Source organism: Enterococcus italicus DSM 15952 (genome assembly GCF_000185365.1).
In the GTDB taxonomy this organism is placed as follows: domain Bacteria; phylum Bacillota; class Bacilli; order Lactobacillales; family Enterococcaceae; genus Enterococcus_G; species Enterococcus_G italicus.
On the sequence record NZ_GL622241.1, the window covers coordinates 276,385 to 289,950 of the forward strand.

General features: G+C 35.2%; 12 protein-coding genes and 1 pseudogene. All 13 read right to left on the reverse strand.

What is annotated here, in order from left to right:
* Window positions 1-460: 460 nt before the first annotated feature.
* A complete protein-coding gene (locus HMPREF9088_RS01325; RefSeq protein WP_007207299.1) occupies window positions 461-955 on the reverse strand; it encodes a hypothetical protein in 495 nt (164 codons plus the stop codon).
* 16 nt (window positions 956-971) lie between these two features.
* Window positions 972-2,120: a galactonate dehydratase gene (dgoD, locus tag HMPREF9088_RS01330; protein WP_007207300.1), complete on the reverse strand. Its 1,149-nt coding sequence runs from the start codon at window positions 2,118-2,120 to the stop codon at window positions 972-974.
* A 22-nt stretch (window positions 2,121-2,142) separates the two neighbouring features.
* The gene (locus HMPREF9088_RS01335) at window positions 2,143-3,498 is read right to left on the reverse strand and encodes a PTS galactitol transporter subunit IIC (protein WP_007207301.1); all 1,356 of its coding nucleotides are present in this window, start codon (window positions 3,496-3,498) and stop codon (window positions 2,143-2,145) included.
* 11 nt (window positions 3,499-3,509) lie between these two features.
* A complete protein-coding gene (locus tag HMPREF9088_RS01340) occupies window positions 3,510-3,788 on the reverse strand; it encodes a PTS sugar transporter subunit IIB (RefSeq protein ID WP_040366041.1) in 279 nt (92 codons plus the stop codon).
* A gap of 18 nt (window positions 3,789-3,806) precedes the next feature.
* Window positions 3,807-4,265 carry a PTS sugar transporter subunit IIA gene (locus HMPREF9088_RS01345; RefSeq protein ID WP_007207303.1) on the reverse strand — a complete coding sequence of 153 codons (459 nt, stop codon included), beginning with the start codon at window positions 4,263-4,265 and terminating at the stop codon, window positions 3,807-3,809.
* 5 nt (window positions 4,266-4,270) lie between these two features.
* Window positions 4,271-4,894 carry a bifunctional 4-hydroxy-2-oxoglutarate aldolase/2-dehydro-3-deoxy-phosphogluconate aldolase gene (locus tag HMPREF9088_RS01350; protein ID WP_007207304.1) on the reverse strand — a complete coding sequence of 208 codons (624 nt, stop codon included), beginning with the start codon at window positions 4,892-4,894 and terminating at the stop codon, window positions 4,271-4,273.
* Between the two features lie 12 nt (window positions 4,895-4,906).
* Window positions 4,907-6,952: a BglG family transcription antiterminator gene (locus HMPREF9088_RS01355; protein ID WP_040366044.1), complete on the reverse strand. Its 2,046-nt coding sequence runs from the start codon at window positions 6,950-6,952 to the stop codon at window positions 4,907-4,909.
* A gap of 319 nt (window positions 6,953-7,271) precedes the next feature.
* A pseudogene (locus HMPREF9088_RS11550) lies at window positions 7,272-8,002 on the reverse strand (IS5 family transposase).
* 279 nt (window positions 8,003-8,281) lie between these two features.
* Window positions 8,282-9,820 (reverse strand): SWIM zinc finger family protein, encoded by a 1,539-nt coding sequence (locus HMPREF9088_RS01360; protein WP_007207308.1) that lies wholly within the window; start codon window positions 9,818-9,820, stop codon window positions 8,282-8,284.
* 146 nt (window positions 9,821-9,966) lie between these two features.
* The gene (gene galU / locus HMPREF9088_RS01365) at window positions 9,967-10,842 is read right to left on the reverse strand and encodes a UTP--glucose-1-phosphate uridylyltransferase GalU (protein WP_007207309.1); all 876 of its coding nucleotides are present in this window, start codon (window positions 10,840-10,842) and stop codon (window positions 9,967-9,969) included.
* A 134-nt stretch (window positions 10,843-10,976) separates the two neighbouring features.
* Window positions 10,977-12,029, reverse strand: a complete 1,053-nt coding sequence (locus HMPREF9088_RS01370; protein WP_007207310.1) for an NAD/NADP octopine/nopaline dehydrogenase family protein — start codon at window positions 12,027-12,029, stop codon at window positions 10,977-10,979.
* Window positions 12,030-12,038: 9 nt separating this feature from the next.
* Window positions 12,039-12,959, reverse strand: coding sequence for an ATP-grasp fold amidoligase family protein (locus HMPREF9088_RS01375; RefSeq protein WP_007207311.1), 921 nt, complete (start codon window positions 12,957-12,959; stop codon window positions 12,039-12,041).
* Between the two features lie 39 nt (window positions 12,960-12,998).
* Window positions 12,999-13,472: a PssE/Cps14G family polysaccharide biosynthesis glycosyltransferase gene (gene pssE, locus HMPREF9088_RS01380; protein ID WP_007207312.1), complete on the reverse strand. Its 474-nt coding sequence runs from the start codon at window positions 13,470-13,472 to the stop codon at window positions 12,999-13,001.
* Between the last annotated feature and the right edge of the window lie 94 nt (window positions 13,473-13,566).

The following is a 13,566-nucleotide window of genomic DNA, read 5'->3' on the forward strand; positions in this document are numbered from 1 at the left end:
TTTTGTAAGCGACCAATAAAATAATAGTGCCTGTACACCAAATAGCCCAACCCCTCATACTAGGAGTTAGAAAGTTTGGCATACAGGCACTATTCTACTGAGCGCTTATGGAGTTTTCTTCCTTTTTCGATATTCGTTGGTGCATTTATCAGTCCGATTTGACGAAGTGTCATTTTATATATGGATTAACCGTATAATTTGAATAAGCTGGTACCGATTTATTATCGGAACCAGCTTACTGTTGACTGTTGCATAATAGATTTTGCTTTCTTTTCGAATATCCCTGAATATGTGAGCCAGTTTAGCATTCACTTTTTCAAAACTTAATTAGTTATTTGATAAAGAGTAGCATCGCTAACTCATCTTTTGAGAATCAATCTAAGAATGACTTTATTAAAATAATAGTAGTTAACAGAAAATAAAAATCTTAGCATACCATTGATTTCATATTTTAAGAATCCTAGGCTTTCTTCTGTTTAATAGAGATCTGATAAATTGTATCAGGCATTTCTCCAATAATTAATTTTTCTTCTAGGCCTAGCTTCTTGAAGTAGTGTATCAATTCCTGGTTTTTTTCATCATAAAACATAGAAAAATGACTATTCTTAGTCTTATGGAATGTTACAAAACTTGATTGATTAGGTATTTTTTCAATTTGAATGAACTCGTAATCAGTATACGCTCCTGATATGATACCCAACTTAACCAAGTGATCAGTTGCCAGTCCTTCATTTCCAAAACCCGATATTAAAATCATCATTGAAAAAGCAACTAGTTTCAACTGATTTGCAAGATTTGGTTGCCAAAATATATACAGTAGCAAGATAGCTAATCCAAAGGAAAGTAATCTTCTGAATATACTTGTTTTTGCTTTAATTTTTATCTGCATTTGCTCTTTTATCTGAATAACCATCAGAACAAATAAAAAACCACATATAATTAACGCTTCAGTCATTTCTTACATCCTCTCATTACCATTCAGCTATTGTTCCATCATAGTTTTTCCATTTTGGATTTGTCCATACTAATCCTTCTTGTGAAATCTCTTTCACCCGATCTTCATCCATTTCTAAACCCAATCCTGGTTTAGATGGCAGATCAACAAAACCATCTTTATATTGAAAAATTTCTTTATTTTTCACAAAATCCAATAAGTCAAATCCTTTATTATAATGAATTCCTAGACTTTGTTCTTGAATAAATACATTTGGCGTACAAGAATCTACCTGTAATGTGGCGGCTAATGCAATTGGTCCATAAGGTGCATGTGGTGCAACTGCTATATCATACGCTTCTGCCATAGCAGCAATTTTTCTTGTTTCCAAAATCCCTCCACATAAGGCAACATCGGGTTGAACTATGTCAATTGCCCCCTGTTGGAAAATATTTTTAAATTGCCATCTAGTATACAATCTTTCACCTGTCGCCAAAGGAACTGCCACTGAATTAGCTACTTCTTTAAAATGCTCCTCATTTTCAGGAAGAACAACTTCTTCTAAAAACATCGGATGGTAAGGTTCCAATGCTTTGGCTAAAACTTTAGCCATGGGTTTATGGACACGACCATGAAAATCAACACCAATATCTAATTTATCTCCAAAGTGTTCACGTATTGAAGAAACTCTGTCTACTACTTCTGCTACTTTTTCATATGAATCGATATAGTGAAGCTCTTCTGTCGCATTCATTTTAATCGCCGAAAAACCACGATTGAAACGATCTTGAGCTTGTTCTACAACTTCTGATGGACGATCTCCACCAATCCAAGAATACACCTTAATCTTATCTCGAGCTGCTCCACCTAATAACTCATAAATAGGTACATTAAGTGCTTTACCTTTAATATCCCATAAGGCCATTTCTAGACCAGAGACAATCGTCCCATGGATAGGACCGCCACGGAAAAATGATCGATGCATTTCTTGAAATAATCTTTCAATTTCAAATGGATTGCGCCCAACTAAAAAACGATTTCCAATCTCGTAAGCTCCGGCTACAACTGTCTCCGTCTTGGTTCCGGAAATCATCTCACCCCATCCATCGATTCCTTCATCGGTCGATACTTTGACAAAAATCCAACGTGGTTTCACCTTATAAACAGTAATTTTAGAAATCTTCAATTATTTTCCCTCCAAATTATTACTATGCTTCAGTTCGTTCTTTGTTTACATCTCTTACAACATCGAAGAAGTACCAAACTGCACCAAAAACAACCAATAGTACTGGAATACCAATTAAAGGGTTATAAGTAAATGCAATGAATACCAAGTAGCTTTGAATCATTGATGTTGCGGCAAAAGATGAAATTAGCATCGAACTTGAACCTAAATTAATACCTACACTTTTAGCAATTGCTGTTAGTACTGGAGATGTTGCAGATCCGCACCATAACAGTGACGCTGTAATAACAAGACCAATTATAATATTTTTAAGCAAGTTTCCTCTGGTTAATGCTACAACCATTGCTACACGAAATGGAACCACAGCCAAGTCAGCAAATGGTAACACTCTATTTCCTGGTAAAACTAATGCTGTTGCAATAGTAAGTGGGATAATAATTAATGCAGTTGTAATAACATCTGGATTTCCAACCACAACAGCGGCATCCAAACCAATGAATAACTTGCGACCTTTGAATTTTTCTTGAGACCATTTTTGTGCAGCATCAGAAATCGGCATTAACCCTTCCATAAATAAAGAAGTCATTTTAGGAATCAATACTAAGACAGCGGCCATACTAACACCCAATTGCAAAATAGCCTTGATATCATATCCTGCTAATGCTCCAATTGCTAAACCGATAATTCCACCCATAATCATCGAATCACCAAAGAATCCTAGATATTTTTGAGCATCTTTAATGGTAAATTTTGAATTTCTAAATAGTGGAATACGATCTAATAACCAATTCAATGGCCAAGCTATAACCAATGATGATAAGGCTGATACAGTAGGTAATGATACACCTGGAATCCCAAAAAAGTCCTCTACCATTGGTTGTGACCAGTCAGAAATTTTAAATGTAATAATAGCCATAAGAACAGCGGCACCTACACCTAAAAATACATTTTTGGTTACGAAATATACCATAACACCAACTATAGCCATATGATGATAGTTCCAAATATCTACATCCAATGTATGTGTACGTTTCAAAATTAAAAGAACAATATTTACTAATAAAATTGCAAATATTAATATAGCTATAATAGGTGAAGCCCAAGTGATTGCAGCAATTGAACCCCAACCCACATCAAGTGCATCTAATTTTACACCTGTTCTTTCAACCATTGCCTTTGCAGCAGGACCAACATTCGTTGTCATGAAATCAAGTATCAATTTAATACCTGCAAAACCAATACCTAATGTAAGACCTGATTTAAACGCCCGTGAAATTTTTAATCCAAAAATCATACCAATTATTGTGATAATGACCGGTAACATTACTGTAGGGCCAGCATCTATGAAAAAATTAAATACCTTCATTACATAATTCATGATACTCCTCCTTATTTTAGGTGATTTAAAATTTCTTTCATTGTTTGATCAGCGCCGATACCTGTTAAAATTGGCATACCTTTTACTACTGGTACATCTCCTGTTTGACCTTCAAATTGACCAGTTGTCACTAATAAATCATATCCCTCAACTTTTCCAGGAACTTCCATTAGTTTTGTTTGAGTTGTTTCTGCATCTACGCCTTGACTAGCCAAATACTCTTTGACTTTTGAAGCTACCACTGTTGATGTTGCAATTCCATTTCCACAAGCTACTAAAATTCTTTTCATAATCATTTCCTCCTATAATTAGGCAATTGCCTTTTTTAATAATTCCAATAGTTCTTTGTCACTTGAAGCTTTTACCATTTGTTCACGTAATGGTTCATCTTGAATGATACCAACAATTTTTTGTAACATTTCTACTTGGCCGTGAGGTTCACCAATAGCCATCATTATAACTATTTGAATTTCAATTGATTCTTTGTTATTTTCCATGTTATGAAATAAAACTGGTCTTTCTAATGTAGCAATGGCCAATGTTGTTTTCTTAACCATTTCATAGTTAGCATGTGGAATCGCTACTGCTGGGAGGGACGAAGGCAAGCCAGTGGGATATTCTTTTTCTCTTTGTTGAATTGCTTCCTTATATTCATTCGTCACATAACCATTTTCTAACAAAGCATCCGCTAAAAAAGCCAAAGTATCCAAATCACTCTGAGTTGAAATATTTCTAAAAACTAGTTTTTCATCCAATTGCAAATCCATTCTCTTCACTCCTTAATAGCATCCAACATATTCTTTAATGATTGTGCTAAACTCTTTACATTTAATTCTTCTAAATCCTTTTTCTCAAACATTCCTGATCCAATACCTAAATAACTTGCACCAGATGAAAAGAATTCTTTTGCGTTCTTCTTCGAAATGCCTCCAACTCCCATCAATGGAAGTTTTCCTAGAGGAGCTTGAACATCTTTAAAAAACCTTGGTGTAACTACGGCAGCAGGAAATACTTTTACAATATCTGCTCCATTCGATATCATGTCATTAATTTCTGAAGGTGTCATTGCTGCAGGTACAGCTAATACTTGATTTTCATTAGCAAATTTCAACATTTCATTCGTAAAAACATGTGGACCAAGTAAAAATTTAGCACCTACTTCAACCGCTTTTCTCGCCTCTTCCAATGTACGAACAGTGCCCGCTCCAATAAATATTTGATCCCCAAACTTTGCATTTAATTTTTTTATATGATTTAATGCATCATCTGTGTTCAAAGTCATTTCAACGGCAAATTGTTTTTCATAACCTTTCATCGCTACAAGAATCGCTTCTGCTTGCTCATAACTATAACCTCGCATAATAATTGTTAATTTTGGATAATCTGATACATTCATCCATGTCACCTCCTATGAATTTTTCCGGATGATTTGATATAATTCCTTAATATTGTGCTCTGCTACTAAATTAGATAACAACTCTTCATTGTTACTTATATCAGCTAACTGATTAACTGCTCTTAAGTGTTTCGTTAAAGCATAAAAGGATAGTGGATAAATAAAATGTATATTCATGCCATTTGGAAACTCTATCGGTTCTTTTGATACTAATAAACTAATGCCATCTTTCAAAACACCATTTTCAATCGTTGTATGTGGAATGCATGTCTGTTGTCCTAAATATCCTGCATATTCCTTTTGAACAATTTGTTTTTTACAATCTTCAATAAACCTCTCGTTGATAATTCCATACTCTAGCAAAGGTTTACAAGCAATTGTCAATGCATCTTCCCATGAAATTTTTTTTGCAACTACTTGAATAAAATCTGGTTTTAAAAAATGAGTTAAGGAAGGCAAAGTTTTAAAATTTTCAATTGGTGAATTACTTTGCTCTTGTAGTAAATAAAGGGCCAGTTCCTCTTTCAAAGATCTTGAATCCGATACTCTTGCATATCGTTTGATTATAGATACCAAATCTTCAATTGACTGGTCTACTTCACTAAATCCTAAATCTTTTAACACACGATAGCGTAATCCTATTTGATCTTTATAATTCATAATTGGATTAGTGACATATTGTAAAATGTTAGTTTTTAGCTGTGTTGTTGTAAATACTAAATCATAATCCACTCCAAATTTATAGAAGTCACGAATTGAGAAGGATGCCAAAAATTGTATTTCTGGAAAAAGTTTTTTCAGATTATCACGCATTAGTTTCGAAACCATGATACCATTCGCACATACAACTACTGCACGAGGCTTCTGAGGTGCCCATTGGCGATGATTCGTTAATTGAATACCAAAGTAATAGGATAATAGTTCTAACTCATCATATGGAAAGGCTTTTCCTATCCAATTCTCAATAGGTATAATCAATTCTTTCATCAAAGTATTTAAGATAGCATGATTCCCATCTTGAATTAAACTATTCATAGAGTATGTCCCCAATGAAAGTCTATATTTAATACGAAAACATGCGGGACGCAAATGGCTCAAAATGCGTCTTTCAAACACTTCACGATCAATAACCTCAATTAGAGTTTGCTTTTGAAACTCATCTACCATTCTTTTAATTAGTATTTTTAAATCTTGATCCGAATCATAATATTGTGTCGTTTTTTGTTCTGAAATATTAGAAGATAAAAATAATAAACTAATCCACTCAATGTAATCAATACTTAATTTCCAATTAGTATCTTGAAATAACACTCGTAAAAATTTATATTCAGGAGTCCCATGCAAATCTTCTTTAAAAAAAGTGACTTCTTTATCTGAATTGTGAATGGCTCTTTGAAGAATATAACGAACAGAAGACAATAAATATTCAAATGATTCATCTGAATAACTAAAATGCATCATTTGCTCCATATTGTGAATTAGATGAATAACTTCCTCTTCAGATATATGCGAAATCAATATAGTTTTTATTGATTCTCTTCGTAACAGTTTTGTTTGTTTTATCAAATCAGATATCATTTGAAGAATTCTATTTTCAAGGCCCTTGATAAAATATCCATCTTGTCTTGTATACGACACATTTAGACTATATTTGTCTGCAAACCAGTTCACTTTTCTCAAATCTTCTATTACCGTATTTCTACTCACGTGCAGTAACTCCATTAAATGATCCAAACTAATAAATTCATCTTGTAATGAGACATACATAAGTATTAAAGCGATTCGTTCATCATCCAAAAAAAAGTCTTGTTCTCCTAATAATAAATTTTGCTGTTCTTGTGATTGTAAAAGTTGTATCACCTCCAATGGAAGATTAAATGTACCATTATGTTCGCGAGTAATATTAGCTAAACCATTTATCGACAATTCACCGTTAAATTGCTGAATGGCATAGTTTACTTGCCGTTTAGTTAATGATAATTCATCTGTTAATTCAGCCATTTTGATTGTAGGCTTTTTAACAATAAGTTTGAGAATACTATGGACACGTTCATTCATATCATCCCCTCCTACATACATATTATAAAATTTATCTGGAATATTTTGAATTCGTTTTCATACCAAACTTTGTTCTAGTTGCTATTTTTCATTGTCACACATTAAAATTAAAAACTAACAAATTTATAAAAAATGATCACAATTGAACAAATGAAAAGTACTGTATGTAACTACAATAAAAAAACTAATCACATTAACGTGAATTAGTTTTTTTATCATTTTTAGTCGATTAATCAATAGAACAGATTCTTTAAAAAATTTTTCTGCTTCACAATATGATGCCTAATTCAGAAGTTCCTAGGTTGTGTCTTGAAACTATTCACTGGGTCAATTTTAAAATTGAAGCGACATGTACGAATGTTAGAAATGTTTTTGCCAGCTTGTCATAGCGGGTGGCAATTCTTCTAAAATATTTGAGCTTACTGAAAAACATTCCATTAAATGACGTTCTTTATACAAGTGCCAGTCGACACTCCAGGGGTTTGATGCACTTTTTTTTAGGCGGTATTGTGTAGTTTCCGCCTTGAGCCGTGATCCACTCTCTGATTGTCTGTGCGCCATAGGCTTTATCCCCAAGAATGTTGCTTTCACTCACATCAATTTGTTTCAACAAGTCAATTGCTGGAACGGAATCATGTGTTTGTCCGCCAGTCATCAGAAAGGCGATAGGATTTCCCAGACCGTCAACGATTGTGTATAATTTCGTTGTTTTTCCGCCACGGCTCGTGCCGATATACTGGTTTACTTCTGATCCGATTGCGTTTTTTTAGCGCCAGAACTGTGCTGATGTGCTCGGACAGAATTAGAATCGATACTTAGATTTTCAAAATCTAAATAAACAGTCAACGATTGGAAGATTTCGGCTAATAGCCCGCTGTCGCGCCACCCACAGAAGCGTAAATAAATTGTTTTTCATGAACCGTACTGGTTTTCTGGCAAATCACGCCAGGGTGCGCCGCTGTGAACAATCCAGAGGATTGCATTGAAAATTTCGCGATTCGAATATTTAGAAGGACAGCCTATACGGTACGGGAGAATCAGATGTTCAATTTGATGCTACTGTTCATCGGTTAGCTCATATCTTCTTAGGTTTGCCATAGTTAATACTCCAATCGTTTTTGAACTATTATAACCGATTATTTTTCTAGTTTCCAAACACAACCTAATCTGAGACTAACAAAATAAAGTTCCCTACACCTTCCCTATCTCTTCCATCATCGCCCGTCGATTCCGATACATCTTCCGCCAGTCATCCACAATCATCGCCACTTCTGCCGCTCCACCACGCAATTGCTTCATGTGCCGTAAGATGCTAGCATACTCCGCATATTACTTCCGATTACTCGTCACGACCGCTGATTTCTCAAGCTCCTGTCGGTACTTCGCTAATAGCTCGCGCGGATACTCCTCCTTTAAGTCATCCTCGAACGCTTGAAGCTCATATAGACCCGGACTTTTAACCACATATGCTAGTAGGCGATCTTTTAGCCCTTCTGCCTGATAGATCCTAGCCACTTGATGTGAGTCAGACAACTGCTCGAAAATCTTCTCACGCTCATGTACCCATTCCTCAGCCGTATACTGCTCCTTTAGCTCCTGATAACTAGCAAAGTCCCCACGGTCATGTTGCAACACTAAGGCCCAGAGCTGCTTCACATATGCCGCCTTGTCACCAGTCAGCAAATAAATCTCTTTCTTTTGCTGACTATAGTTGACTACCAAACCAGGCATTTCACGATCCAATTGCAATGACTCATCCAAGATTGCCAGCGCCAGCGCATAATCCTTACGCCCCATGCACTCCTCGACCGCAACCCTTCTCACCGCTGCCAGATTCCAGTATTTCTGACACATCTCTTTTAACTCTTCCTCATTGCACTCAGCCTTACTCAATAATGCAAAGACCTGCAACGCCCACTCGCCATCCATGTATTCTCTCATCCAGTGGTTATCTATGGCATCCATTCGTGCCAATCTCTCTTTGAATAACCGTGATCTTTCCTGACGAAAAGCCCCCTCATTAAACTCATTAATCAAAATCTGCACGACATACTCCTCCAGATAATCCTCCAATGGGCCATCCAACTGCCCTACAAACCAATCAAACATCTCTTGCTTCACTTCCAGATTCACATTAAGAAGCAAGCGCCCCCACGTCTCATAGATGGAGTCAGCCACCATATCAATCTCGCCACGAGAATCATCGATAGCAAGATTATTTAGCACAAAAAGCAAGTGATTCACCACAGCAAACGCAAGCCGATACTTCCCTTTTTCGATCAACTCAGCGACATCCTTATCAAGGATATCGTGCAACTCGATAGCAAAGTCACCCGCTTCCTTATAATCAATAAACTCATCATCCCCAGCATACTCATAGACAAGCGCATCTAGGATCAACCGATAGTCCAGTAACTCATCCTCGTCATCCTCCTGCTTCACCGTCTGACAAAAACGATGATACCAGCGTTCATCCGCCGCCAATACGCCCTTTAAAAAAGAACGAACCGTTTCACTATCCGCCTCTTCTACCAAATCATCTATTTCTGCCAATCGACTCTGAAAGTCCTCATCATCATCAATCCGCCACTTCGACGTACGCTCAAGGTCACCCGTCTGACTCGACCAAGCAAACAACACCGCCGCCATATGCTTACAGTGCTTACCACCACGAGCATACGGACAGGAACAAGACATCTCATCCACATCCCCTTGCACCAAGGAAATTGACACATTATACTCTTCAGAACCCATGACAAGCCCATGAATCCCATCAACTGTCACCTCAAATGAGTCAACCATCCCTTCACAGTAATACTCGTATCCTCTCTCTACAATTTGCGTGGTAAATAACTTTTCCCACTTCATCTGATCTTCTCCCTTCTTAACTCGTCATTTGCCTCTAATATATATATATATATATAGCACGACAGAATGAACAACTCTAAAACTTCAGTAAGTAACCGCTACCATCCACTCTCAAAAAAACTGCCCTTATCAGGCAGCTTTCCATTCTACTTCATTTTTGCAACAAGCTCTTTCAGATACGCCTTCAAGCCATCTTTTGTATCCGGATGCTTCAACCCAAACTCAATATTCGCTTCTAGCATCCCAAGTTTGTCTCCAACATCATAGCGCTTGCCCTTAAACTCATGAGCAAACACCCGTTGCGTTTGATTCAATGTATCGATTGCATCCGTCAATTGGATTTCTCCACCAGCACCAGGCGCTTGGTTTTCCAAAATATCGAAAATTTCTGGACGAAGCAAGTAACGACCAATAATAGCCAGATTACTTGGCGCCTCTTCCGCCTTTGGTTTCTCCACAAATCGCTTCACACTATACAGACCATTCCCCACATGCTCTTCAGGATCAATGATTCCATATTTTGACGTCTCCTCCTGAGGCACACTCATTACCGCAAGCGTCGAAGCCGTCGTCTTGTCGTAGCAATCAATCAATTGCTTCGTCAACGGATCTCTATCCTGCATAATATAGTCACCAAGCATTACAACAAACGGCTCATCCCCCACAAAAGCCTTGGCTTGCAGCACGGCATGCCCCAAACCTAGCGGACGCTTTTGACGAATAAAATGCAAATTGATTCCAGTCGTTTCCTCTACAATTTTTAATAACTCAGTCTTACCTTTTGAAGATAAATTTTGTTCCAATTCAAAATTTGAATCAAAATGATCCTCAATCGGACGCTTCCCCTTACCTGTAACAATCAAGATATCTTCTATGCCAGAAGCCAATGCCTCTTCGACAATAAATTGAATCGTTGGCTTATCAACAATTGGCAACATTTCTTTGGCAATCGCCTTTGTCGCTGGTAAAAAACGAGTCCCCAAACCCGCTGCTGGTATAATTGCTTTACGTACTTTTTTCATTTTGATTCTCCTTAAGATTTCATATTGCAATTTTCCCTATTAATTAATAGTAATTTTTCAAGAGTCTAATAAAACCCTCTGATAAGCGAAAGTAATTCGAAGTCTATATTTTCTAGTATTCTAAGTTACTGAAACTAATCGGCTAAAACTAATTGTAATTTATCAAAATCAATTTTTCTTCCGACTTTTCTAAAATCTTTTTGCAACAATAAATCTGCCAAATTTACTAAAGTTGTACAAGTTTTAGTCTCGACTTGTAGATGTTGTCCTAATTCCTCTAATAGAACTAATCCAAAGGGCACATCCTCTATTACAAATCTTGAATCACTAGTAAAAGGACCTTTTGGTGAATAATTTAAAGCATAATTCATAAATATTTGTTTGGAATCTAAAGATAAATCCTCCGCATTTCTATATTTACAAGCATCGACATAGCTTTTTTCTTTTAATCCTAATTTTATCAAAACATTGTTTTTTTCCTTGTCTAGTGATTCCACGATATTCCAAACGCTAGGCGTAAAAACTTCTTTATACATCCAGTATTCACCATTAGTTTTTTCAATTCTAGGGGTACTCATTAATGAACCCACAGTATGGACTATTAAATTAGGATTATGTAAAGCGGCTTCTATGACAGAATCTAAATAAGTAAAATGATAATTTAGCTCATTTAATCTTTCCTCAGCATAATCTTTATTAGCTTTAGGATATACTCCTAAAGGATTGCGAACATTTTCGAAAAGAACTTCTACTCGTCCCGGTTTTGATATTCTACAATCAATAGGTGAACTTTCTGCCTCTACAATTGTTAAATTTTTTTCAACTATTAATGGCATAAAAAATTCTGTCGCAAAATATCCAGGTTCAACTAACACAATTTGATTTGAATGTAAATATGGACAAATATTCTCAATCACATTTTTATGGTAATTTGTTTGAACGAAAATAATAATTAACTCAGTATCTTCAGTTAACACCTTCGCATAATCGGTTGTAACTTCATTGATATCAGCTAATTGCTCTTCACCATTTCTTACTAGTGTGATTTTTTTATTTTCTTTCAAATACATGTAGTGGGGATTATAAGAATCAGATGTTTTTAACATCTTCACAGTATGACCTTTCAAACTTAAATCCGCGGCAATTGCCGTTCCCCCATTACCACAACCAATAACTGTTATATTCATAAATTCACCCTACTTGCCTTTCTTCACTAATTTTAAATCAATTAATTCACCATAGTGTAAATCTGTGACGGGCAATAACTTGTTATCATAGCCTCCATTAGGATAGAATGTCATTTCACCAAAGTAAATATGCCCATTTACATTATATAAATCCACCCTAACAAAAGGTATATTTTCACTTAACTTGGCTGCTATTTCAAACATTTTATTCATATTATAAGGTTCTTTAATTACTTTTTTTTCAGAAATAGCATCAATACTATCTTTATTATAAGGTAGTAGCTCCCATTCTTTATTGAAAAAATAAAATTTTGGATTTCCTGTAAATCTTTCTGTACAGATCATTACACTATCTACATATCCATTAAAAGCAAAAAATTTATAATCAATAATATCTTCATATACGTCATCTTTTAACAATTTTTCAGCAAATATTTTAGGTGGAATATTTTTATACGCCCATTCACGATTCGGATAAAAGTAATTTGTTTTTAAATGCTTGGTAAACATTTTTCTTAATTTCGGAATATTCATTTTAGATTTATCCAAACAAACATAAACTCCAGCATAATCGTGATTTGTTTTCAAAACAAATTGATTAGGCAATTGATCAAATTTGATTTCATCAAAGCTATTCCAAATACCTAAATTTGGAATAACCAATGATTCATCAATTTTTTCTGCTATATAGTTTTTGACCTTAATTTTATCAGCGGCAACTGTATATAAATCATCTCTATGGAAAAGCTTTATATATTGCAATTTTTCATTAAAGGTTTTAGGATTTTCCCAATCAATATTTTTCTTAAACGATAAGGCATACTGAATATTCATTAATTGCTTACTTGGTATGGGTCTCGTTACAGTTAACTCTAAAGATCTAAATGCTTTTATTTTCCTCATTTTTTTAACTATTTTTTTTATTTCCACTAGTTTTCTCCTACCTATTATTTATATATTCCGTCAAAGCTACGAAATATATTTTTTTAACTGAATTAAAAAAATATCGTTATTGCTAATAAATGGATCAAAACATTTTTTATCAATAGTTAGCAATGCTTGTTTCAATTCTTCTTTATTATGCGCAGCGGATATAAATTGACTTTCCTCAAAATTACCAATAATCTGCTCCTGATGGTCATCCACATGCTCACCGAATTTTGCTTGACGAGGTATACCAATAACTTTTTTCCCTTGTTTTAAAGAATTAACAATTGCACCAGTTCCACCATGGCTAATTATAATTTCTGCTTCACTAATAAGATTATTTAGCTCCTCTCTTTCAAAAAAATTTTTAAATTGATATCCTTTAGGCATATAGGTACTGTAACCAGTTTGTGCCCTCACCTCAGTCTTTATGATTCTTTCTTCAATTAATTCATCTATATATTTTAATAACCGATCAAATTGGAATTTTTGTGAACCTGATATGACCATAATCATCTCAATCTCTCCTATTCTAGTAAATATAACCAAAATATTTTGCTTTCGGATAAACTTTTAACATGGATTCCCATTGAACTATAAATACATACGG

Coding starts and splice junctions, on each gene's coding strand:
- galU (WP_007207309.1), bottom strand. CDS start 10,842: ATGAAAAAAGTACGTAAAGCAATTATACCAGCAGCGGGTTTGGGGACT.
- HMPREF9088_RS01350 (WP_007207304.1), bottom strand. CDS start 4,894: ATGAATGTATCAGATTATCCAAAATTAACAATTATTATGCGAGGTTAT.
- HMPREF9088_RS01345 (WP_007207303.1), bottom strand. CDS start 4,265: ATGGATTTGCAATTGGATGAAAAACTAGTTTTTAGAAATATTTCAACT.
- pssE (WP_007207312.1), bottom strand. CDS start 13,472: ATGATTATGGTCATATCAGGTTCACAAAAATTCCAATTTGATCGGTTA.
- HMPREF9088_RS01325 (WP_007207299.1), bottom strand. CDS start 955: ATGACTGAAGCGTTAATTATATGTGGTTTTTTATTTGTTCTGATGGTT.
- HMPREF9088_RS01370 (WP_007207310.1), bottom strand. CDS start 12,029: ATGAATATAACAGTTATTGGTTGTGGTAATGGGGGAACGGCAATTGCC.
- HMPREF9088_RS01335 (WP_007207301.1), bottom strand. CDS start 3,498: ATGAATTATGTAATGAAGGTATTTAATTTTTTCATAGATGCTGGCCCT.
- HMPREF9088_RS01340 (WP_040366041.1), bottom strand. CDS start 3,788: ATGAAAAGAATTTTAGTAGCTTGTGGAAATGGAATTGCAACATCAACA.
- HMPREF9088_RS01355 (WP_040366044.1), bottom strand. CDS start 6,952: ATGAATGAACGTGTCCATAGTATTCTCAAACTTATTGTTAAAAAGCCT.
- HMPREF9088_RS01360 (WP_007207308.1), bottom strand. CDS start 9,820: ATGAAGTGGGAAAAGTTATTTACCACGCAAATTGTAGAGAGAGGATAC.